This is a genomic window from Pseudomonas sp. HAR-UPW-AIA-41, assembly GCF_002304225.1.
GTDB lineage: Bacteria > Pseudomonadota > Gammaproteobacteria > Pseudomonadales > Pseudomonadaceae > Aquipseudomonas.
Genome location: NZ_NSLB01000001.1, coordinates 364,542 through 385,983, shown reverse-complemented (window position 1 = coordinate 385,983; position 21,442 = coordinate 364,542). Strand labels below are relative to the sequence as shown.

Genomic DNA, 21,442 nt, shown 5'->3' with positions numbered 1-21,442 from the left:
GATCGAACACTGCTAGATTGCCGAACCTGTCCATGCTGTCCGGATTTCCCCATGCCCGCGCAATTGCAACGTCGTCTGTCCCTGTTCCTGATCGTCGTCGCGCTGATCGGCGCCGCCCTGTTCGGTCACTGGCTGCTGGTCGGCCGTCACCATGTGGAAACCGACAACGCCTACGTGCAGGGCGAGATCACCCGCCTCTCCAGCCAGCTGTCGGCACGCATCGACGAGGTGCTGGTGCAGGACAACCAGCATGTGGAAAAAGGCCAGTTGCTGGTGCGTCTGGACAAGCGCGACTTCACCCTGGCCGTGGAGCGGGCCCGGGCGGCCGTGGCCACCCGTGAAGCCGAACTGGCCCAGGCCAGGACCCGTCTGGAGCAGCAGGCCAGTCTGATTGCCGCCAAGCAGGCCGACGTAGCAGCCAGCCAGGCCACCCTGGGGCGCACCCAGATCGACCTGTCCCGCGCCCAGGCCCTGCGCAAGCCCGGCTTCATCTCCGAAGAACGCGTCACCACCCTTTCCGCCGATGCCAACGTCGCCCGCTCGCAGATGAGCAAGGCCCAGGCCGACCTGCAGGCCCAGCGCATCCAGATCGACAGCCTGACCACCGACATCCAGCGTCTGGAAGCCATGCTCGCCAGTGCCCGCACCGACCTGCAGCAGGCCGAGGTCAACCTGTCGCGCACCGACATCCATGCCCCGGTCGCCGGCCTGGTCGGCAACCGCGCCGCCCGCAGCGGCCAGTATGTGCAGGTAGGCTCTCACCTGCTGGCCCTCGTGCCTGACAATGCCATCTGGGTTCAGGCCAACTTCAAGGAAACACAGATCGGCCGCATGCAGCCGGGACAGAAGGCCGAACTGGTCTTCGACAGTTTCCCCGACCAGCCGATCGAAGGCCGCGTCGACAGTCTGTTCGCCGCCTCCGGCGCGCAGTTCAGCCTGCTGCCGCCGGACAACGCCACCGGCAACTTCACCAAGGTGGTCCAGCGCATCCCGGTCAAGCTGACCTTTGCCGCGGACAACCCGCTGGCCGGCAAGATCCGCCCAGGCATGTCGGTGGAAGTCGACGTCGACCTCGACTCGGCTGAATAAGCATGGCCGGTGACCAGCTGATCCGCGCCACGGGCGAGCCAAGCCGGCGCGACTGGATCGCCGTGCTTTCGGCCATGCTCGGCGCGTTCATGGCCGTGCTGGACATCCAGATCACCAACTCGTCGCTGAAGGACATCCAGGGCGCGCTGTCGGCCACACTGGAGGAAGGCTCGTGGATTTCCACGTCCTACCTAGTCGCCGAGATCATCATGATTCCGCTGACCGCCTGGCTGGTGCAGGTGCTCTCGGCCCGCCGCCTGGCGCTGTGGGTATCGCTGGGGTTTCTCGCCTCTTCCCTGCTCTGCTCGCTGGCCTGGAGCCTGGAGAGCATGATCGTGTTCCGCGCGATGCAGGGCTTTACCGGGGGCGCGCTGATCCCGCTGGCCTTCACCATGACCCTGATCAAGCTGCCGGAACACCACCGCGCCAAGGGCATGGCGCTGTTCGCCATCACCGCCACCTTCGCCCCCTCCATCGGTCCGACACTGGGCGGCTGGCTGACGGAAAACTTTGGCTGGGAATACATCTTCTACATCAACGTGCCGCCGGGCCTTCTGATGATCGCCGGGCTGATGTACGGACTGGAGAAGAAGGCGCCGCACTGGGAACTGCTGAAAAGTACCGATTACGCCGGCATCGTCACCCTCGGTCTGGGTCTGGGCTGCCTGCAGGTGTTTCTCGAGGAAGGCCACCGCAAGGACTGGCTGGAATCGCCACTGATCGTCGCCCTCGGCTCGATCGCGCTGGTCAGCCTGATCAGCTTCGTGATCATTCAGCTGTCCAAACCCAACCCGCTGATCAACCTGCACATCCTGCGCAACCGCAACTTCGGCTTTGCCAGCATCGGCAGCATCGGCCTGGGCATGGGCCTGTACGGCTCGATCTATGTGCTGCCGCTGTACCTGGCGCAGATCCAGGGCTACAACGCCCTGCAGATCGGCGAGGTGATCATGTGGATGGGCGTGCCGCAGCTGTTCCTGATTCCGCTGGTGCCCAAGCTGATGCAGTTCATCACGCCCAAGCGCCTGTGCGCCCTGGGCTTCGGCCTGTTCGGCGCTGCCAGCTTTCTCTCCGGCGCACTCAATCTGGATTTCGCCGGCCCGCAGTTCAACCAGATCCAGCTGCTGCGCGCCATGGGCCAGCCGCTGGTGATGGTGACCATCTCACTGATCGCCACCGCCTACATCCTGCCGCAGGACGCCGGCTCGGCCTCCAGCCTGTTCAACATCCTGCGCAATCTGGGCGGTGCCATCGGTATTGCCCTGCTCGCCACCCTGCTGGATGAACGGGCCAAGGTCTATTACGACTACCTGCGCGAAGCTGTGACCCCGGCCAACCCGCAGGTGGCCGAGCGTCTGGCCGAACTGGGCGCACGTCTGGGCAGTGAGGGCGCGGCGCTGGGCAAACTCAGCGAGCAGGTGCACCAGCAGGCCGCCATCATGGCCTACAACGACGCCTTCCATGCCATCGGTATCGTCCTCGGCATCAGCATGCTCGCCGTGCTGCTGACCAAACCACTGCCCGCCGGCATGGCCGGCACCGGTGGCGGCGCGCACTGAATGCCAGCCACAAAAAAGGGCTGCCGCAGCAGCCCTTCTTCATGATTCTGTAGCGTTTACAGATTCATCACATCGACGAAACGCGGCGTGGCGCTGTCGTCGATTTTCAGGCTCTGGAAATCGAACAGGTTGCGGTCGGCAAGCTGCGACGGCACCACGTTCTGCAGGGCGCGGAACATGATCTCGGTACGACCGGGCGACTTGCGCTCCCACTCGTTGAGCATTTCCTTGACCACCTGACGCTGCAGGTTTTCCTGCGAGCCGCACAGGTTGCACGGGATGATCGGGAATTCCTTGAGCTTGCTGTAGGCCTCGATATCCGCCTCGTTGCAGTAGGCCAGCGGACGGATCACCACGTTGCGCCCGTCGTCGGACAACAGCTTGGGCGGCATGGCCTTCAGCGTGCCGCCGTAGAACATGTTGAGGAAGAAGGTTTCCAGGATGTCGTCGCGGTGATGCCCCAGCGCCATCTTGGTCGCGCCGATCTCGTCGGCGTAGGTGTACAGGGTGCCGCGGCGCAGGCGCGAGCACAGCGAGCAGGTGGTCTTGCCCTCGGGGATCTTCTCCTTGACCACCGAGTAGGTGTCCTTCTCGATGATGTGGTACTGCACACCGATGGACTCCAGATAAGCCGGCAGCACATGCTCGGGGAAGCCCGGCTGCTTCTGGTCCATGTTCACCGCCACGATCTCGAACTTGATCGGCGCCACCTTCTGCAGGTACAGCAGGATATCCAGCAGGGTGTAACTGTCCTTGCCGCCGGACAGGCAGACCATGACCTTGTCGCCATCCTCGATCATGTTGAAGTCGGTAACGGCTTCGCCGACGAGACGACGCAGGCGTTTCTGCAGCTTGTTCTGGTTGACCGAAAGGGTGCTGGGCATGGCGCGTGAAAACCTGGGGGAATGCGAAAAGGCGCGTATTTTACGCATAAAGCGCGACGCGCCCCAGCCCTTCCCGCTAGGCTGCGTGCATGTCTACTGAATTTACCGGCGATCTGAGCCTGATCGAACAGGTCCGGCAGCTACTCGACGAGCATGCCGACGGCATCAGCGAATACCAGCTGATCCAGACCCTCAAGGCCCGGCACAGCACCCATATCCCGCACCTGCAGCTGCATGAGCCGCTGGTGCTGTTCCGCACCCATTTCCTGCTGTTCAACGCGCTGTACCAGTTGCGCGATCAGCTCTGGGCAGCGCGCAGCGCTCATCTGGAAATCGCTCCGCTGTGCATCCGCCTGCTGCCCTACCAGGCCGGCACGGAGGCACTGACCGAACACGATCCGCTGCGCAGCTATTACCTGGACATGAACCACCTGCGCGACACCAGCGAGCGCGACGTGGAGAAACTGCTCGCCAGCTTCTGGACACGCATGCACGGCGGCGAGGAGAAACAGGCCGCGCTGGAGCTGTTCGAGCTGGACCAGAGCCAGCAGCGCCTGACCCTGGCGCTGATCAAGCAGCGCTACCGCCAGCTGGTCAGCCAGCACCACCCGGATCGCGGCGGCAGCACCCAGCGCCTGCAGTCGATCAACCTGGCCATGGAAATACTGCAACGCTATTACAGCTGACGTGCAGAGGCGAAATTACTCTAAAGCCACACCTCACGCGGTCTGCAGGGCTTTCCTATACTGCGACATAAGGTCGCGCCTTAGCGACTGAGCACCGGGCGGCGCTGGTCCACGCGCCCCCGGCGCTTAGGTCAAGCGACCGATAAAATAATGAGGAGGTGTACAGCATGATCCACCATGTCTGGGGGCTTTTCACCCATCCCGATGAAGAGTGGCAGGAGATCCGTGGCGAGGAAGAAAGCATCAGCCACATGTATCTCACCCACGTCCTGATTCTCGCTGCCATACCTGTGATCTGCGCCTATTTCGGCACCACCAGAGTGGGCTGGACCATTGGCGACGGAGCGCCCGTGATGCTCACCGAAGCCAGTGCGCTACAGATGACCATCCTTACCTACATCGCCATGCTGGGCGGAGTAGCCGTGATGGGCGCCTTCGTGCACTGGATGGCACGCACCTACGACGCCAACCCGAGCATGACGCAAAGCGTGGTGTTCGCTGCCTACTGCGCCACCCCGCTGTTCATCGCCGGGATCTCCGCCCTGTATCCGAGCCTGTGGCTGGCGATGATCGTCGGTACCGCCGCCATCTGTTACACGGTGTACCTGCTTTACATCGGCATCCCCACCTTCATGAACATACCCAGCGATGAAGGGTTCATGTTCTCCAGCTCGGTGCTGGCCGTTGGTCTGGTGGTGCTGGTGGCGATGATTGCCACGTCGGTAATCCTCTGGGGCTTTGGCGTAGGCCCCGTCTACACCAGCTGACCGCGTCAGCTGTTACGCCAACGAAACCGCCTGAGGGCGGTTTCGTCGTTTCAGCAGGACGGGTGCCCGGGGCCTTGGGCATAATGCCCGCATGCCAGATCACCTCAGACAACGGGTGGAAACCTGCTACCAGCAGGCCGAAGCCTTCTTCCAGCGCCGTTTCCCGCGCCCGGAAATCAGCTTCCGGCTGCGCGGGCAGAAGGCCGGCGTGGCGCACCTGACAGAAAACAAACTGCGCTTCAACCCGCAGCTGTACCAGGCCAACCGGGAAGACTTCCTGCGCCAGACCGTCGCTCATGAAGTGGCCCACCTGATTGCCCACCAGATGTTCGGCCCGCGCATCGCGCCTCACGGTGAGGAGTGGCAGCTGATCATGCGCGGCGTCTACGAACTGCCGCCGAATCGCTGCCACAACTACGAGGTGCAGCGCCGCGCGCAAACCCGCTACATCTACCGCTGCGCGTGCAGCGAAGGCGGCGAGTTTCCCTTCTCCAGCCAGCGTCACCGGCTGGTGGCACAAGGCAGGCGCTACTTCTGCCGGCGCTGCAAGGTCACCCTGAGCTTCACCGGCGAGCAGCGCAAGGAATAATCCGGCCTCAGGCCACAACCTTGGCGGCACGCAGTTCGGCAATACGCTCGGCCGAACAGCCCAGCTCGGCCAGTACCTGATCGGTGTGCGCGCCCACCTTCTCGCCGATATGCCGGGGCGCATCGAGACCGCCGGAGAACTTGATCGGGCAGGCGATCTGCCGCTGCGGCGCAGCGCCTTCGCGCGGCACTTCGGCGACCAGCTCGCGGGCCCTGAGCTGTGGATGCTCCACCGCTTCGGCCAGACTCAGCATCGGCTCGACACAGGCATCCAGCGCGGCGAAGACCTCACGCCACTCGGCAAAATCGCGCCGCTCGAACTCCATCTGAATCTCACGCTTGAGCGCCTGCTGGTCCTCGGGCTTCATCGACAGCCCGCGGGCGGCCAGTTCCGGACGACCGATGGCAGCGCAGAACTGCTGCATGAACTGCGGCTCCAGGCTGCCCACCGAGAACCAGCGACCGTCGCGGGTGCGGTAGTAGTCGTAGAAGCTGCCGCCATTGAGCGCCTGATTCTCCATGTCCGGCTCCACGCCGCAGGCGAGATAACCGGCGCCGGACATGGCGTTCAGGCTGAACGCGCAGTCGGTCATGCTGATATCCACCTGCTGCCCCTGCCCTGTCACCTGACGCTGCACCACGGCCGCCAGCAAACCGATCACCCCGTGCAGCGATCCGCCGGCGATATCGGCGGCCTGCATGCCCAGCGGCAGCGGCCCGGTATCGCGCCGGCCGGTGTAGCTGGCCAGCCCCGCCAGGGCCAGGTAGTTGATATCGTGCCCGGCGCGGTCCTTGTAGGGGCCGGTCTGACCGTAGCCGGTGATCGACACGTAGATCAGTTTCGGGTTGACCGCCCGCAGCGCCTCGTAACCGACGCCGAGCTTGTCCATCACGCCGGGGCGGAACTGTTCCAGCACGATGTCGTAGTCCTGCACCAGTTGCTTGACCAGCTCTACCGCTTCGGGCTTCTTCAGGTCCAGAGCAATGCCGCGCTTGTTGCGGTTGAGGTAGGCATGGCTGGCCGCCACGCCCTGATCGTGGGGCGGCAACACCCGTACCAGGTCCATGCGCGAAGGCGACTCGACGCGCAGCACCTCGGCACCCATGTCGGCCAGGAGCAGCGAGGCGAATGGCCCCGGCAGCAGGGTGGAGAAATCCAGCACTTTCAGCGAAGACAACGGACCGGACATAACAGCTCCTCAATACAGTTCAACGTGCGGCGCGGAGCAGGCCCGCGCTGGCACCCTTCTCATTCCCACAAGCATCATTCCCACAACAGCGGCTGGTGCGCCGGCAGCCGTTCAATGAGATCGGCGTGGCGCGCCTCCAGCACATTGCGGCGAATCTTCATGGTCGGCGTCATGCAGCCGTTGTCTACCGTCCAGGGCTCGCGCACCAGCACGAAGTGGCTGACCCGCTCGTGGGGCTCCAGATGACTGTTGAGCACGGCCAGATGCGACTGCAGATCGGCCGCCACCTGTTCCCGGGGCTGCTGACGTGCCGCCGGCGACAGTTCGATCAGCGCCAGCGGCTGGTCGAGGTTGCTGCCCATCAGGCAGACCTGCTCGACCCACTGACACTTGGCGATTTCACCCTCTATGGGCGCCGGCGCCACGTACTTGCCCTTGCTGGTCTTGAAGATGTCCTTGACCCGCCCGGTGATGCGCAGGTAGCCGTCGCCATCTACCGCGCCCTTGTCGCCGGTGTGCAGCCAGCCATCGCGCAGCGTCTCGGCGGTCTTCTCCGGGTCGCGGTAATAGCCCTGCATCAGGGTCTGGCTGCGCAGCAGAATTTCGCCGTCCTCGGCAATGCGTACCTCAAGGTTCGGCATCGGCCGACCCACGCTGCCCAGGCGCACCTGCCCCGGCCGGTTGAAGCAGCCATAGGCGAAGTGCTCGGTCATGCCGTAACCCTCGCAGATGGTCAGGCCGATGCGCCGGTACCACTCAAGCAGCCCGGTGGAGATAGCCGCCGCGCCGGACACCAGAATACGCGCGCGGTTCAGCCCAAGACCCTGACGAATCTTGCGCGCCACCAGCCAGCCCAGCAGCGGGATGCCCAGCAGGCGGTCCAGCCTGCTCTGCGGCAGCTTCTCCAGCACGCCCTGCTGGAAGCGCGTCCACAGACGCGGTACCGAGAAGAACACGGTCGGGCGGACATGCCGCAGGTCGCTGGCGAAGGTTTCCAGCGACTCGACGAAGGCCACCGGCGCACCGCTGTAGAGGCTGTTGAACTGCACCAGAAAACGCTCGGCAGCATGCGACAGCGGCAGGTAGGAGAAGAACTGGTCGCCCGGTCCGATGCCCAGCTCGCCGGTGGCCCAGGCCGCCGAACGTGCCATGGCGCCGGCAGAGAGCATCACGCCCTTGGGCGCGCCGGTGGTGCCGGAGGTATAGAGAATCGACAGCAGCTCATCGGCCTGCTGCTCGCGGGTGCCGGCCAGCGGCGCGTGACGGGCCAACAGGCTGTGCCAGTCATGCGCCGTGGGCATGGTCGGATAAGGCATGGCGATGCGCGTGATGTGCGGCGCGATCCCGGTCGCCAGCTTGTCCGGCTCGTCCAGCTTGCCGACCAGAATCACCTTGCAGTCGGCATGCTCCAGCACATAGGCGATCTGCTCCGGCGCCTGCAGCGGGTAGAGCGGCACGCTGATCAGACCGGCGAGCTGGATGGCCAGATCGCTGATGAACCACTCGGCGCAGTTCTTCGCCAGCAGCGCCACCCGGTCACCCGGCACGCAGCCCAGAGCCAGCAGCGCGCTGGCCAGGCGGCGGGCCTGGTCGTCGACCTGGCGCCAGGTGAAGTCGTGCCACACACCTGCCACCGGCTGACGCAGCCAGACGGTATCGGGCTGCTGTTCAAGCCAGTGGTTGAAACGTTGCAAAGGCAGTTGATCGGTCATCGCGGCACTCTTGTTGTTATGGGCGACTGTTGTGGGGCAACTGGCAGAAATCGTTGGAACCTGAGCTTACAGCTTGAAGACCCTCCGGGCATTGCCACTCAGAAACTTGTCCAGCACCTCAGGCTTCAGCCCGAGTTCCTGCACCTGCGTCATGCAGCGACTGTGCGACAGCTGCGGGAAGTTGCTGCCGAACATGACCTTGTCCGCCCCGTAGCTCTGCATGAACTGCAGCAGTGGCTGCGGGTAATAGCGCGGCAGGTAGGCTGAGGTGTCGATGTAGACGTTGTCGTGCTTCCAGGCCACGCCGATCATTTCGTCCGTCCAGGGATGGCCGATATGCCCGGCGACGATGCGCAGCTCGGGGAAGTCCAGCGCCACTTCATCCAGATACGGCACCGGGCGCCCCGTCTCGGACGGCATCAGCGGGCCGGTGTGGCCGACCTGAGTACAGAACGGGATATCCAGTTCGATGCATTTGACGTACAGCGGGTAATACAGGCGGTGATTGGGCGGCAGTTTCCACAACCAGGGCACAATGCGCAGGGCCTTGCAGCCCAGTTCCTGCACGGCCCGCTCCAGCTCGCGCACGGCGACAACCGGCTTGCTCAGATCGACCGTGGCCACGCCGACAAAACGGTCCGGAAAGGCCCGGGTATAGACGGCCACTTCTTCATTGCTGATGGCCCAACCCTCGGGCCGGCACCAGGCAGCCAGCATAAGTTTTTCCACGCCCGCTTCATCCATCAGCGCGACGGTCTGCTCCGGGCTCAGACGCTGGTCGAGCAAGTGCCCGCTGCCGGATTTTTCAAACAGACGAGCCACTTCCGGCACGCGCTCACGCAACAGGCCATTGGCGGGCTGAGCCCAGACATCGATGGCTCGGTTCATCACTCGGCTCCTTTGTTTACAGGGCAAGGCGCGCCCAACGACGCGCCAAGACGTGAGAGATTCAGAGCTTCATCCCGCGACTGATGATCTCCTTCATGATCTCCGAGGTGCCGGCGAAGATGCGCTGGATGCGCGCGTTCGCGTACATCTTGCAGATCGGGTATTCCCACATGTAGCCCCAGCCGCCGTGCAGCTGCACGCCTTCGTCGACCACCTTGCACAGCAGCTCGGTGGTGAACAGCTTGGCCTCGGCGGCCACCTCGGGGGTGAGCTTCTTCTGGTTGTGATCCATCACGCAGCGGTCGGTGAACACCTGAGCCACGTCCACCTGGGTGCGCATTTCGGCCAGCTTGAAGCGGGTGTTCTGGAAGTGCGACACCGGACGCCCGAAGGCCTCGCGCTCCTTCACGTAGTCGATGGTGGTCTGCAGGGCCGCCTCGGCTCCGGCGACCGCGCCGCAGGCATTGGTCAGGCGTTCCTGGGCGAGCATGTTCATCAGGTAGAAGAAGCCGCCCTTGGCGTCACCCAGCAGGTTGGCCTTGGGCACCTTCACGTTGTTGAAGAACAGCTCGGCGGTGTCCTGGCTGTGCATGCCCAGCTTCTTCAGCTTCTTGCCGCGCTCAAACCCTTCCATGCCGCGCTCGACCAGGAACAGGCCCATGGCATGCTTGTTGGTCGGATCGGTCTTGGCCGCGACGATCACCACATCGGCCAGGTAGCCGTTGGAAATGAACACCTTGGAGCCGTTCAGCTCCCAGTGGTCACCCTTGTCCACCGCGGTAGTGCGCATGCCGGCCAGATCGGAACCCGCGCCCGGCTCGGTCATGGCCACCGCGAGGATGATCTCGCCACGAATGATGCCCGGCATCAGCCGCGCCTTCTGCTCGGCATTGCCGTACTCGGCAATGTAGGGCCCGCACAGGGCCGAGTGGAGCGGAATCATGAAACCGGCTTCGTTGATGCGCGCCAGTTCCTCGCACATGATCTGCTCGTAGCGGAAATCCTTCAGGCCCAGACCGCCGTACTCCTCCTCGGCCCAGGGCAGCAGGAAGCCCTGCTCGCCGGCCTTGAGCCAGACCTCGCGGCTGACCATGCCGGCCTCTTCCCAGGCTTCCTGATGCGGCACCACTTCCTTGTGCAGGAAGGCGCGGAAGGACTCGCGGAACATGTTGTGTTCGGTTTCGAAATGATTGCGCTGCATGCTGCATCTCCGTGCAGGTGAGGTGGTCAGGGCCAAGGCCCTGAGGTCGTGCCGCAGAGTAGGCGCCGCCCTCCCCGCCCCTCAATGACCCATGCGCTCAGGGCGATTGACGCAATCGCTCGGCGCTTGTCGGCAGCCTTGCGGGCTGACTACCATCGCCCACCTCCCCGTCCGAGCCGGTAGCCCCATGCGCGAACGCACCATTGCCAGCCACTTCGTCCGTGCCGCCCTGCGCGGTGCCCAGCATCAGGGGCTGGACTGCCTGCCGCTGCTGCGTCAGGCCGGCGTGCAGCCCGCCGTGCTGGAAGAGCCGCGTGCGCGCATCGATCCACAGCAGTTCGCCCGGCTGGTGCAGCTGCTGTGGGAAGCGCTGGACGACGAATACCTCGGCTTCGGCCGCCTCAAGAGCAAACGCGGCACCTTCGCCATGATGGGGCACGCCATCATTCACTGCCGCACACTGGAAAAAGCCCTGAGCCGGGGCGCGCTGTTTTACGGCCTGTTCCCCGATGCGCCGACCATCCGCCTGGAGCGCGAAGGCGACTGGGCCCGTCTGTCGGTGGACGACTCCAGCTTGTGGGACCCGGACCACTTCCTGGTCGAATGCCTGCTGGTCATCTGGCACCGCCTCGGCAGCTGGCTGATCGGCCAGCGCATCAGGCTGGAGGAAGCCACCTTCACCTACGGGGAACCGGCGCACATCGCCGAGTACGACCTGATCTTCCCCTGTGCGCGGCGCTTCAACGCCGGGCGGACCAGCCTGCTGTTCCACGCCCGCTACCTGAGCATGCCGCTGCTGCAGGACGAGCGCACCCTCAAACAGTTTCTTGAACACTCACCCGCCGACCTGCTGGCCCGCCCGGATGGCGGCGACAGCCTGACCAGCCAGATCCGCCGCCTGCTCGGCCGCGACTGCGCCAACTGGCCCGACCTCGACGCCGTGGCCGCCCAGCTGCATATCAGCCCGCAGACCCTGCGCCGCCACCTACGCGAGGAAGGTTCCAGCTTTCAGGAACTCAAGGACCACCTGCGCTGCGACCTTGCCATCTACCACCTCGGCCGCGACGAACTGGCCATACAGAGCATCGCCGAACAGCTCGGTTTCTCCGAGCCATCGGCCTTCCACCGCGCCTTCAAGAAATGGACCGGCCTGACCCCCGGCGCCTACCGCGCGCAGGAGAGCTGAGTACGCTCAGTGCCGGTCCAGCGGACTGAGCACCGCCAACCCGCCACGGTTGAGCACATGGGTGTAGATCATCGTGGTTTTCACATCCGCATGGCCCAGCAACTCCTGCACCGTACGGATATCCTGCCCCGCCTCCAGCAGATGGGTGGCAAAGCAATGGCGCAAGGTGTGGGGCGTGGCGGGTTTGGTAATCGCCGTTTTGCGCAGCGCCGCTTTAAACGCCCGCTGCACACGCTTCTCATCCAGATGGTGACGACGGCGCTCATCCGAACGCGTATCACGGCTAATGCCCGAGGCAGGAAACACATACTGCCAACCCCACTCACGCGCCGCGCCAGGGTATTTGCGCGCCAAGGCAAACGGCAGATAGACAGAGCCGAAACCAGACTGAAGGTCCAGCTCATGCTGAGCCCTCACCCACAGCAAATGCTGCTGGAGGGGAAGCACCAGAGACTGAGGCAGCACCGTGACCCGATCCTTCATCCCCTTGCCATCGCGCACCAGAATTTCACGCAACGCGAAATCCACATCCTTGACCCGCAACCGCAAGGCTTCCATCAGCCTTAAGCCGGCCCCGTACAACAGCCCCGTGACCAATGCCATCTGCCCCTCAAAATGCTCCAGAACCTGCTGTGTCTCCTCTCTGGATAACACAACAGGCAACCGGGCCGGTCGCTTGGCACGAACGATATCGTCCAGCCAGGGCAAATCGATATGCAGCACATGCTTGTACAAAAACAGCAGCGCAGACAGCGCCTGATTCTGAGTGGAAGCCGAGACATTCTGCTGCACGGCCAGATACGAAAGAAACTGCTCAACTTCCACCGCCCCTAATTCGGCAGGGTGGCGCAAACCGTGAAAGCGGATAAAGTCCCGCACCCACTTGGCGTAGACATGTTCTGTGCGAATCGAATAGTGTCGAACCCGGATCTGCTCACGCAGTTGATCCAGCAGCTTAGGCTTGCCGTCCATGGTGTATACCGCTCCCTTAATGCGCACGATGCGCTGCACAGCTCAGACTAGACAGGGAAAGCCAGTGACGACAAGGAACGTTATCCACCAAATGGTGCGTTTAAACACACCATTTGGTGTCTACTTATAGTTAGAAGGCACCATGGCTGCGTACTACACGCCAGAAATCGAGCACAAAACTACCGCGCTAATTCAGCGACACTTTCATGTGCCCGAAGAACGTGCTCAGCGCTTAGCAGTCGCCGCACTTAACGGTATTGAATCACACGGCCTCAATCCAAATAACTGGGACACAGTTGTTGAAACGGTCAAGGTCGTGGTTGCTTCATGGATAAAGAGCGGTTATCTACTATGAAGCTGCCTTCTAACAATGCGCTCAAAGCGCTCACTCCGTTCGCTGGGACCGGCTAAAGCCGGCCCCTTAGCTTAATCGTTATGTATCAGCCGATGACCAAAAGCGAGTTACTACACATACTCAACTTCCCTGCCGAATGGGAAACCTTTGGCATGTATCCTGATGAGCTATTTAAAATCCAGCTCAGCGGCTATAAACCTGGCAACGAAGCCGGTTCAGAGCATGAAAGATGTGGGGCGTTCCATTGGTGGCTACACCGAACACCTAGCGCTGACCAGCTCATCAAGCTAGCCAAGCTATCGTGGCTTGATCCTGACCCAATAATGGGTGCAGATGTTCGGCAGCACATTGCAAGCGCGGTCAACTTCAATACTGAGGTTGAAAATGCCTGCAAGGCTGCAACATAACAATGCGCTCAACTGCCGCTCACTCCGTTCGCTGGACGTCCAAAAGCTGCGCTTTTGGCCGCCCGTTAGCTTAATCGTTAGGGGAAAAATGGAATCTCCAGCAGCCTACAAATTCAAGAAAGGGTATCTTCCGTACACCCTTTCCCCAATACTAATTATCTTTGCACTGGCAGCACTATCAAACTCTTGGTCAGCAAGCCTAGCAGGTGGCGCAATATTTTTAATAATCTCCACCTATCTCATTATTTTCCAGCTTGCAATTTTCCATCTCCCAGTCGAGAGCAAAGAAAACTTCCACCTCTACTGCCTTTGCATAACATTATTTAATATATTCATTACCCCCGCGATACTGGGCTTCCTAATAGCAGGGCTACTAGGGTGAATCCCCTAACAATGCGCTCAACTGCCGCTCACTCCGTTCGCTGGACGTCCAAAAGCTACGCTTTTGGCCGCCCGTTAGCTTAATCGTTAGGCACTACATGAATCACTGCTGCGAGCAAATGAGAGGCCAGGCAAATCACAGGTGTGATCTTCATGCTGATGCATTTGAATGCCCAGACCACCTAATCAAGTACTCTGATAAATTCAATGAGTACGGAATAATTATTCATGACGGCGGTACGTCTTCAATCACGATCCATTTTTGCCCTTGGTGCGGTTCAAGGCTACCTGAATCAAAACGTGACCAATGGTTCGATGAGCTAGAAAAGCTCGGATATGACGACCCGTTTGAGCAAGAAATACCTGAAAAATACAAAAGCAGTGAGTGGTATCGCGCCTAACAATGCGCTCAACTATCGCTCACTTCGTTCGCTGGACGTCCAAAAGCTACGCTTTTGTTCGCCCGTTAGCTTAATCGTTAGAGGGCTACTCATGAGGCTCCTACTTGGCACATTAATCCTGACACTAATATCTGGATGCGTTCCTTTCCCAACATACAAAACACTTCAGCCGAGCACTACCGCAAAAGTAACAGACCGCGCCGGCGAACCAATTGATGATGCCAAAGTAGAGCTAATAATCAGCTCTTATCCATACGGCTCAGAAAGATTCCGTGTCATTCGGCGCACAAATTCTGTCGGAGAAGCTGAGTTTGCAAAAATCAATGAGTGGCGAATTGAAATGCCTCTTATGCTGCATGGCGTAGAGGTTTTCTTTTGGAACTGGTGCGTTAGCAAGAGTGGATATGCGACACTTCAAACCTACTACACGGGTAGCGACGAGTTTCAAAAAGAACCCGTACTCGTTTTATACCCAGGTGAGTCGACCCAGTGCTCAGAGCCCTTGGAGTGAGCGCCCTCTAACAACTGGTTCAAGTCGTTCGCTTCGCTCACTCGGGACCGGCTAAAGCCGGCCCCTTAACCAATTGTTATGTATCAAGGATAGATCGTGGCCATACCTGAAACAGCAAGTTTACTCGCCGGGTTCGTTCTTGCTCACGCAGCCTGGAGTGTCTCTGACCTTCCCGAAGGTGATCTTCTAGTGCCATTAGCCATAGTTGAGACTGAAGCAGGTCGAAAACTCACTCGCTTCGAAGCTGAAACTCAAGAACAAGCAATAGACGCTGGAAAAGCATTTGTATCGGAGCAACAGCCTACGGCTTCAGCCTGGGCCTTGGCACGAGAAGGCCAAATAAGCACAAGCACAGGCAAGATTGATGTACTTGTTGTTGAGGCGTGGGCAGAGGGAATGAGTGAACCAATTACATATATTCAACCCTTCCAGCCATTCGCCACTGGAACATTCAAGCTCTTGGGGCCGGCAGCTCCCGTAGTTTCAGGCTCAATACTAAGCCCGGAACAATCAGAACCGCTCTTCGACGCCCTCTATCGAGGAGTATCCACTCATGATCAAGCCGCTAGTCTTTGGGCATCATGGCAATAGTGTGTTGCTACATAACAATGCGCTCAACTATCGCTCACTTCGTTCGCTGGACTCGCAAAAGCTACGCTTTTGCTCGCCCGTTAGCTTAATCGTTAGGTAATTATGTCTAAATCAGCGCTGCTCCTTATTCCCTTCATAGTCGGAGCTGCAAATGCAGACAGCACATGTCCTGAAACTCAGGCCAGCCAAGCCATGGCTGTAACATCATCTATACACGCCATTAAAATTGCCAAAAGCGCGATGCTAAAAATATACGAACCCGAATACCTGGCAGGCTTCGAGCCATTTGCGGCAGAAAAAACCAATAATATTTGGCATGTTCATGGAACTCTCCTACCAGAGATGCTTGGCGGTACGCCTGAAAGCGAGGTATGCGCTACAACTGGCGAGGTGCTGGAGACTTATCACTCGCAATAATCACCTAACTAGTGGTTCAAGGTCGTTCGCTCCGCTCACTCGGGACGGGCTACAGCCCGCCCCTTAACCAAACGTTAGGCAACACTCTGTTAAATCCACAATCAAGGAAGGTTATGAAAAAGCTTATCGCAATCATCTGCTTCGTATCTATCTCAGGATGCATGAGCACACAAAAATCGGAATTTACAGGCGCAATTCCTGGTTGCAAGTCAGGTCAAGCCACCATCAACAATAAAGCAGTCAACACAAGTTTCTGCATCAAAAAAATAATGTTCAAACCCTCAAAATATTTAGTAACAGTGAACGAGCAACCAGTATTTATAGGTACTGACTACACAAGAGTAGCTTTTGAAAAGAAAACACAGGATGGAGTAGTTAATGGATCCTGCGATAGCGTCGTAGAAATTAAAGACGCATCTACTAAAAATTTAATAAAAGTTAACTCTTTACCCGCAGAGCTTGTATCGGGCTGCAATATACAAACAGACACAGCCGGCAACTCATTGCCCTTCAAAAAAGACACCAATTGCGACCAAGTATTTTATAAATATTTAGCACCTATGCTAGGCAAGGTATACCCAGTAGAGACTGCAAGGAAGTGTAGCGTCGCGCTCGATAATCATCAGGTTTTTGAAGGCGAATTTAAATTCTAAGTCGCCTAACAACTGGTTTAAATCGTTCGCTTCGCTCACTGGGACGGGCTAAAGCCCGCCCCTTAACCAAACGTTAGGTGACTATGCACGTTATCGATTGTGAGCCAAAGTTTTGGTGTCTGCTTACAGAGAATGAACAACTCATTCTCAACGTTAGCTGTGAGCATAGCTTTGTTGGCTATGACTTCACTCTGCTTCTTTCAGAAGAAGAAACGCGAAGATTCAAAGAAAGCGGCAGGTCTTACCTTAATGAACTAGCCGAAGCCATAAATTATTCGGCACCAATCGCTAGGGCCAGTACTTCCGAGTACAAGAGCCGAAATAGTCAATCCAAATACGAAGAAGCCATACTGGATGCAATTGAACTATGGGAAGAAAAAAACCTGCCAGGTTGAACGAGTCACCTAACCCTGCAGTCGAGCGGGACAGCCAACAAGCTGCGCTTGTTGGCTCCCTCCGCGCTACGCGCTCCGGCTGCCCCTCACTTCCACGTTAGGTGTCTTACAGATGAGCAATACATCCGAAAACGATATCTACAATAGAATTGCAGTTATCTTAAAAGAAATTACACCCAGCAATTCAACCCAAACAGTCTGCACAGCAGAATTATCCGTAAATAATGATCACGCTAAAATATCTTATGACTATATCGACAACTCCGGAGTAAAAGACTGGTTCATCCCTGCAACTGCCAGCGCAGACTCGGAATTACTCGATCTTTTTGTTGAGCTAAGAAAATTTTTTATCCATAACAACTACTGCACAGCCGAAAATCCCTGGTCAAGTTGCACAGTGGAGTTCAATTTTGAAAGTAACAATATTGAATTATCAGTCAAGTATTAAATCGCGATCGCACCTAACAATGCGCTCAAATCGTTCGCTTCGCTCACTGGGACAGGCTAAAGCCGGCCCCTGAGCTTAGCTTAATCGTTGGGCACCTTAAGGAGGTTGTGCGTGAATTTAATGAAGGCAATTTTCTCCGTGTTGATGTTTCTGTCTCCTGGAGTCGCAATGTCATCTTCCAATGAACTCGATTCTCAAATAGCGGAGGTGGCCGAATTCTTTTCTGGAAGCCTTCGCGGAGAAACTGATGTTTTGTTCCCTGAAAAGCTAGATCGAAATCGGCTCAACTACTCACTTGACAGTCTAGATATAGTTAGCGCATGGCTTTCAGTTCTGCGAAAGCATGGGGTTCATGCCGACTCAGAGGAGGCTGCCGAAACAATAATTTGGTCTGGTGCCTATGTTGGTGAAGTCATAAAGCGTTGCGCAAAAACGCCTTACGTGTGGCTTCCTTACGAGGAGTACATGAAAACGCAGAAGCCGAGCCTTAGAAATCTAATCCCTTATTCGTTTGGAACGCAGTTCGTGTTGGCGTCGACAACAGGAGCCATGACCTTGCCAATTAGCAAGGTGGTTCGCTTCTTGGAGGAAGGGCCAGAGAATGATCTTCGATTTTATGCGTCTGGAGAGTGCAAATCAGGCAAGTAAGGTGCCCAACAATTCGCTGCAGGCGCGACGGCCCTGACGGGCCGCGGCCTTAGCTCAAAAGTTAGAGGTTTCAATGGCTCGGAGTACTCGCCCTGCTTTCGCTATTGCCCTTTTAGTGGCCGCAGCCTGTGCAGTTGTCTTCGCCATTTTCGGTGGGCTGAGTCATGGCTTCACGCTACAAAGCGTTGCTGGGTTTGCAGCATTCGGTGCCACTCTTGGTTCTATTGCAGCTCCTTACATTGAGCCTAAGGCCTTTAAATACCCCATTACGTGGCAGGTATGTTGCTCTGTCATAGGCTGTCTTTTAGTTGCTCTTTATATTCATGCTGGTCCAGAAGGCTATGCTCTAGCCGTCATCGTAGGTGTGATTCTTGGCTACACCGCACCATTCTGGATTAAGCACATTCAGGCACCGTAGGAGCACCTCTTACTGTGCGTTCAATTGCCGCTCACTTCGCTGGCAGGGTTTCCAAAAGCTACGCTTTTGACCGCCCGTTAGCTTAATCTTCAGAAAGCCCCCCCCCCTTCTCCGACTCCTCATGCGCACACTCGCCCTCACCGCCGTAGCCGCCCTCTTTCTGCTGTGTCATGCCCACTGGGGCTGGGTGCCGATTCTGGACTCGGCCAATCTGGCGTTTCATGAAGCCGGGCACCCGCTGTTCGGTCTGCTGGCTCCGGGACTGATGGTGTATGGCGGCACGCTGATGCAGCTGCTGATGCCGGCGGCGGCAGCCTGGCAGTTGCGCCGGCAGGGCAAGTTCGGGGGTTATCACCTGTGCCTGCTGTGGCTGGCGGAAAACCTGCTGAACGTGGCGCGCTACATGGCCGATGCCCGGCGCCAGGAACTGCCTCTGGTCGGCGGAGGGGATCACGACTGGGGCTTCATCCTCGGTCAGTGGGGCCTGTTGCACTGGGATACCACACTGGCCCTGTGGCTTCGGCTGTTCGCCGTGGGCCTGATGGTCTGGGTGCTGTGGCGTGACTGGCGCCTGGCCCGGGCCGATGCCAAGGCAGCCTGAGCTGCGTCTTATAAACGCCGGGCAAGCGCTTCGGCCTGCGCCAACCAGCGTTCACGCCGGACAGGTGTCGAGCCGATCAGCGGCCCGCAGCGCAGTACCCGTACCGGCCTGACGCCGCAGAACTCCAGAGTGGTGGTCTTCATTTGCCAGATGCCCGGCTGGCGGTAGAACCAGCGGAAGTACCATGGCGGGGTATCCATGCTCACCAGCAGGTCGGCGCTGCGGCCCTTGAGCAGCCCCTCGGGAAAGGCCTTGCCCTTGTGATAACGGAAGGCAAAGCCCGGCAGCAGCACGCGGTCGAGAAAGCCCTTGAGCAGCGCCGGCACACTGCCCCACCAGATCGGGTAGACTAACACCAGATGCTCGGCCCAGAGAATGTCCGCCTGGGCAGCGAGCAGATCCGCCTCCAGTGGCTGTTCGCCGCGGTAGCCCTGATGCAGCAACGGGTCAAAAACGAGTTGCGCTAGTGTCAGCTCGCGCAGCTCATGCCCTTCCGCCCGTGCGGCACTGGCATAACGGCTGGCCAGCGCCTGACAGTAACTGTCCGGCGCCGGGTGACCCTGAATCAGCAAGATGCGTTTGCCCATGACCGTCTCCTGGCAGGTGGCGGTACAGGCTAAGGTCTGCCCCTAGGGGCAGAGTCAAGCGCCGTCGATTTCGCAGGCCGGCTGGCCGTGCAGGCAGCCGGCGATTTCCTCGCCGACCACGCCCAGGTCATGTTCCAGCTGGCGCAGACGGGCGATCTCCGCCAGCACCTGATGGCGCTTGGCTTCGATACGGTCGAGCAGCGTGCGCCAGTCCGGCTGCGCCGGGTCGCTACCCAGCGCCTGCGCCAGTTCGGCCAGGCTGAAACCCAGACGCTGGGCCTGACGGATCAGTTGCACCTGCTGCAGTTGTGCCGCGTCGTACACCCGGTAGCTGCCCTCGCGGGCAATCTGCCCGAGCAGGCCCAGCTGTTCATACAGACGGATGGCCTTGGGGGTGGCGCCGCTGCGCCGGGCCAGTTCACCGATATACATGACCACTCCTTGCGTCCGGCACCCGCCCGCAGGCCGTTGCCGTTCGTGTCTCAGAGGAACCAGCGGTATTCGCGGGCGCTGATGTCGTGCATGAAGGCCAGATGATCCTGGCGCTTGTTCTCACAGTAGACGTAGACGAACTCGCTGCCGAGCTTGTCCTTGACCACCGGATGGGACTCCATCGCGGCCACGGCAGTCAGCATGTCCTTGGGGAAGTCGATGCCGCTGGAGCGGTCTTCGTTGAGCGAAGCGATCGGCTCGCGCTGTGCGTCGAGGCCGTGTTCCATGCCCGAGAGAATCGCCGCCAGCACCAGATAGGGGTTGGCGTCGGCACCGGCCAGACGGTGCTCGATACGCAGGTTCTTGCCATCGGACTCGGGAATGCGGATGCACGCATCGCGGTCCTCGAAGCCCCAGCTGGCCTTGCTCGCGGCATTGACCATGGCGCCGTAGCGGCGGAAGGCATTGTGGTTGGCGGCGAAGATCGGCATGCAGCGCGGCAGCAGCTCCAGGCAGCCGGCCACGGCATGGCGCAGCGGACGCTGCTGGTCAGCGTCGAGGATGTTGTTGCCGTCCCTGTCGTAGAGGCTGACATGCACGTGCATGCCGCTGCCCGGCGCATCCAGATACGGCTTGCTCATGAAGCTGGCGCGGTAGCCGTGCTGCATGGCCACACCGCGGGTGCTGCGGCAGAACAGTGCCGACCAGTCGGCCGCCTGCAGCGGGTCGCGGTTGTGGGCAAAGTTGATCTCGAACTGGCCGGGGCCGAGTTCGGCGGTGATGACGTTGGCATCCACGCCCTGCTCGCGGGCCGCCTCGACGATCTCATGCAGCACGCCGGAGAAGCGCGACAGGCGCTCGATGTGCATGTTCGGCTGGTCGTCTTCGTCATCGGTCAGCGGATCACGCGGGAACTGCGGCAGGCCGGCGTCGAGCTTGCGGTCGAACAGGTAGAACTCCAGCTCGAAGGCCACCACCGGGCGGATGCCGCGCTTTTCCAGGCGATTGAGCACCTGAGCCAGCACTTCCCGCGGCTCGAACTCAATGGGCGCCTCGGTGCCGTCGGAGGTGATCAGCATCTGCCCCAGCGGCTGGCCTTCCCAGCGCACCGGCTTGAGGGTGCCGGGCACCAGACGACGCGGTGCATCCGGGTCACCGTCGTGGAAGCAGTAGTCACCGATCGGGTACAGGCCGCCCTGAACGCCGAGCAGCACGCAGTTCTGCGGCAGCTTGAGCGGGCTGCCGGCGGCAACCTTCTCCAGCATGTCCAGCGGGTAGCGCTTGCCGTAGAAATGCCCGGGGATGTCCAGACAGATCAGGTCGACATAACGCACCTCAGGGTTGGCCGCGCGGAAGGCGCGGACTTCGCTGAGCAGATCGGGGAAGGTGGTGGAGGTTGTCATTGTTATTGTCCTACGGGTCTGTAACAGAAGTGTTCAGGTTCTGTACGAGGAGTCGTCGAGCGAAGGCGAGGC

Annotated in this window: 26 protein-coding genes; 17 read left to right on the top strand and 9 right to left on the bottom strand. The window is 59.7% G+C overall.

Features of this window, described 5'->3' with window-relative positions; translation table 11 throughout:
- Positions 1-51 precede the first annotated feature (51 nt).
- Together CK486_RS01800 and CK486_RS01795 are read left to right on the top strand one after the other, a co-directional pair.
- Positions 52-1,089, top strand: coding sequence for an HlyD family secretion protein (locus CK486_RS01800; protein ID WP_095938568.1), 1,038 nt, complete (start codon positions 52-54; stop codon positions 1,087-1,089).
- A 62-nt stretch (positions 1,090-1,151) separates the two neighbouring features.
- Positions 1,152-2,648 carry an MDR family MFS transporter gene (locus CK486_RS01795; protein ID WP_176481637.1) on the top strand — a complete coding sequence of 499 codons (1,497 nt, stop codon included), beginning with the start codon at positions 1,152-1,154 and terminating at the stop codon, positions 2,646-2,648.
- A gap of 56 nt (positions 2,649-2,704) precedes the next feature.
- Here the strand turns inward: CK486_RS01795 and ttcA are convergent, their stop codons facing one another.
- Positions 2,705-3,532, bottom strand: a complete 828-nt coding sequence (gene ttcA / locus CK486_RS01790) for a tRNA 2-thiocytidine(32) synthetase TtcA (protein WP_095938566.1) — start codon at positions 3,530-3,532, stop codon at positions 2,705-2,707.
- A gap of 89 nt (positions 3,533-3,621) precedes the next feature.
- On the opposite strand from ttcA, the gene CK486_RS01785 reads away from it, so the two are divergent.
- The 3 genes from CK486_RS01785 to CK486_RS01775 all read left to right on the top strand — a co-directional run bounded on the left by CK486_RS01785 (position 3,622) and on the right by CK486_RS01775 (position 5,574).
- Entirely contained in the window at positions 3,622-4,218 is a 597-nt protein-coding gene (locus CK486_RS01785) for a DNA-J related domain-containing protein (RefSeq protein ID WP_095938565.1), read from the top strand.
- A 167-nt stretch (positions 4,219-4,385) separates the two neighbouring features.
- Entirely contained in the window at positions 4,386-4,985 is a 600-nt protein-coding gene (locus tag CK486_RS01780) for a Yip1 family protein (protein WP_095938564.1), read from the top strand.
- A gap of 91 nt (positions 4,986-5,076) precedes the next feature.
- Positions 5,077-5,574 carry a SprT family zinc-dependent metalloprotease gene (locus tag CK486_RS01775; RefSeq protein ID WP_095938563.1) on the top strand — a complete coding sequence of 166 codons (498 nt, stop codon included), beginning with the start codon at positions 5,077-5,079 and terminating at the stop codon, positions 5,572-5,574.
- Between the two features lie 7 nt (positions 5,575-5,581).
- On the opposite strand, the gene CK486_RS01770 is transcribed toward CK486_RS01775, so the two are convergent.
- The 4 genes from CK486_RS01770 to CK486_RS01755 all read right to left on the bottom strand — a co-directional run bounded on the left by CK486_RS01770 (position 5,582) and on the right by CK486_RS01755 (position 10,564).
- Positions 5,582-6,763, bottom strand: a complete 1,182-nt coding sequence (locus CK486_RS01770; RefSeq protein WP_095938562.1) for a CaiB/BaiF CoA-transferase family protein — start codon at positions 6,761-6,763, stop codon at positions 5,582-5,584.
- A 74-nt stretch (positions 6,764-6,837) separates the two neighbouring features.
- A complete protein-coding gene (locus CK486_RS01765) occupies positions 6,838-8,475 on the bottom strand; it encodes an AMP-binding protein (protein WP_095938561.1) in 1,638 nt (545 codons plus the stop codon).
- A 66-nt stretch (positions 8,476-8,541) separates the two neighbouring features.
- Positions 8,542-9,363, bottom strand: a complete 822-nt coding sequence (locus CK486_RS01760) for an amidohydrolase family protein (protein ID WP_095938560.1) — start codon at positions 9,361-9,363, stop codon at positions 8,542-8,544.
- A gap of 61 nt (positions 9,364-9,424) precedes the next feature.
- Entirely contained in the window at positions 9,425-10,564 is a 1,140-nt protein-coding gene (locus CK486_RS01755) for an acyl-CoA dehydrogenase family protein (protein ID WP_095938559.1), read from the bottom strand.
- 187 nt (positions 10,565-10,751) lie between these two features.
- Between CK486_RS01755 and CK486_RS01750 the strand changes: the two genes are divergently transcribed.
- Entirely contained in the window at positions 10,752-11,750 is a 999-nt protein-coding gene (locus tag CK486_RS01750; RefSeq protein ID WP_095938558.1) for an AraC family transcriptional regulator, read from the top strand.
- A 6-nt stretch (positions 11,751-11,756) separates the two neighbouring features.
- Here CK486_RS01750 and CK486_RS01745 read toward each other — a convergent pair whose 3' ends face one another.
- On the bottom strand, positions 11,757-12,722 hold the full coding sequence (locus CK486_RS01745; RefSeq protein ID WP_095938557.1) for an integron integrase: 966 nt from the start codon (positions 12,720-12,722) through the stop codon (positions 11,757-11,759).
- Positions 12,723-12,864: 142 nt separating this feature from the next.
- Between CK486_RS01745 and CK486_RS17870 the strand changes: the two genes are divergently transcribed.
- The 11 genes from CK486_RS17870 to CK486_RS01720 all read left to right on the top strand — a co-directional run bounded on the left by CK486_RS17870 (position 12,865) and on the right by CK486_RS01720 (position 18,948).
- Positions 12,865-13,077 (top strand): hypothetical protein, encoded by a 213-nt coding sequence (locus CK486_RS17870; RefSeq protein WP_141248868.1) that lies wholly within the window; start codon positions 12,865-12,867, stop codon positions 13,075-13,077.
- Positions 13,078-13,169: 92 nt separating this feature from the next.
- Positions 13,170-13,484 (top strand): hypothetical protein, encoded by a 315-nt coding sequence (locus tag CK486_RS17865; protein ID WP_141248867.1) that lies wholly within the window; start codon positions 13,170-13,172, stop codon positions 13,482-13,484.
- Between the two features lie 479 nt (positions 13,485-13,963).
- The gene (locus CK486_RS18455; RefSeq protein ID WP_095938556.1) at positions 13,964-14,266 is read left to right on the top strand and encodes a hypothetical protein; all 303 of its coding nucleotides are present in this window, start codon (positions 13,964-13,966) and stop codon (positions 14,264-14,266) included.
- On the top strand, positions 14,202-14,777 hold the full coding sequence (locus CK486_RS01735; RefSeq protein WP_218192078.1) for a hypothetical protein: 576 nt from the start codon (positions 14,202-14,204) through the stop codon (positions 14,775-14,777). The genes CK486_RS18455 and CK486_RS01735 overlap by 65 nt, the downstream gene beginning before the upstream one ends.
- Positions 14,778-14,873: 96 nt before the next feature.
- On the top strand, positions 14,874-15,368 hold the full coding sequence (locus CK486_RS18020) for a hypothetical protein (protein WP_176481628.1): 495 nt from the start codon (positions 14,874-14,876) through the stop codon (positions 15,366-15,368).
- 102 nt (positions 15,369-15,470) lie between these two features.
- Positions 15,471-15,785: an NTF2 fold immunity protein gene (locus CK486_RS01730; protein ID WP_095938555.1), complete on the top strand. Its 315-nt coding sequence runs from the start codon at positions 15,471-15,473 to the stop codon at positions 15,783-15,785.
- 113 nt (positions 15,786-15,898) lie between these two features.
- The gene (locus CK486_RS17855) at positions 15,899-16,438 is read left to right on the top strand and encodes a hypothetical protein (RefSeq protein ID WP_141248865.1); all 540 of its coding nucleotides are present in this window, start codon (positions 15,899-15,901) and stop codon (positions 16,436-16,438) included.
- A gap of 83 nt (positions 16,439-16,521) precedes the next feature.
- A complete protein-coding gene (locus CK486_RS17850; RefSeq protein ID WP_141248864.1) occupies positions 16,522-16,833 on the top strand; it encodes a hypothetical protein in 312 nt (103 codons plus the stop codon).
- Positions 16,834-16,945: 112 nt separating this feature from the next.
- Positions 16,946-17,281, top strand: a complete 336-nt coding sequence (locus tag CK486_RS17845; RefSeq protein ID WP_141248863.1) for a hypothetical protein — start codon at positions 16,946-16,948, stop codon at positions 17,279-17,281.
- Between the two features lie 111 nt (positions 17,282-17,392).
- Positions 17,393-17,929 carry a hypothetical protein gene (locus CK486_RS01725; protein WP_141248862.1) on the top strand — a complete coding sequence of 179 codons (537 nt, stop codon included), beginning with the start codon at positions 17,393-17,395 and terminating at the stop codon, positions 17,927-17,929.
- 539 nt (positions 17,930-18,468) lie between these two features.
- Positions 18,469-18,948, top strand: a complete 480-nt coding sequence (locus CK486_RS01720) for a hypothetical protein (protein ID WP_095938553.1) — start codon at positions 18,469-18,471, stop codon at positions 18,946-18,948.
- A gap of 8 nt (positions 18,949-18,956) precedes the next feature.
- Here the strand turns inward: CK486_RS01720 and CK486_RS01715 are convergent, their stop codons facing one another.
- Genes CK486_RS01715 through CK486_RS01705 form a run of 3 tightly spaced genes read right to left on the bottom strand, consistent with a single transcriptional unit; the run spans position 18,957 to position 21,370 of the window.
- A complete protein-coding gene (locus CK486_RS01715) occupies positions 18,957-19,535 on the bottom strand; it encodes an NAD(P)H-dependent oxidoreductase (RefSeq protein ID WP_095938552.1) in 579 nt (192 codons plus the stop codon).
- A gap of 54 nt (positions 19,536-19,589) precedes the next feature.
- Entirely contained in the window at positions 19,590-19,967 is a 378-nt protein-coding gene (locus tag CK486_RS01710; RefSeq protein WP_095938551.1) for a MerR family transcriptional regulator, read from the bottom strand.
- A 50-nt stretch (positions 19,968-20,017) separates the two neighbouring features.
- Positions 20,018-21,370 carry a glutamine synthetase family protein gene (locus CK486_RS01705; RefSeq protein WP_095938550.1) on the bottom strand — a complete coding sequence of 451 codons (1,353 nt, stop codon included), beginning with the start codon at positions 21,368-21,370 and terminating at the stop codon, positions 20,018-20,020.
- Between the last annotated feature and the right edge of the window lie 72 nt (positions 21,371-21,442).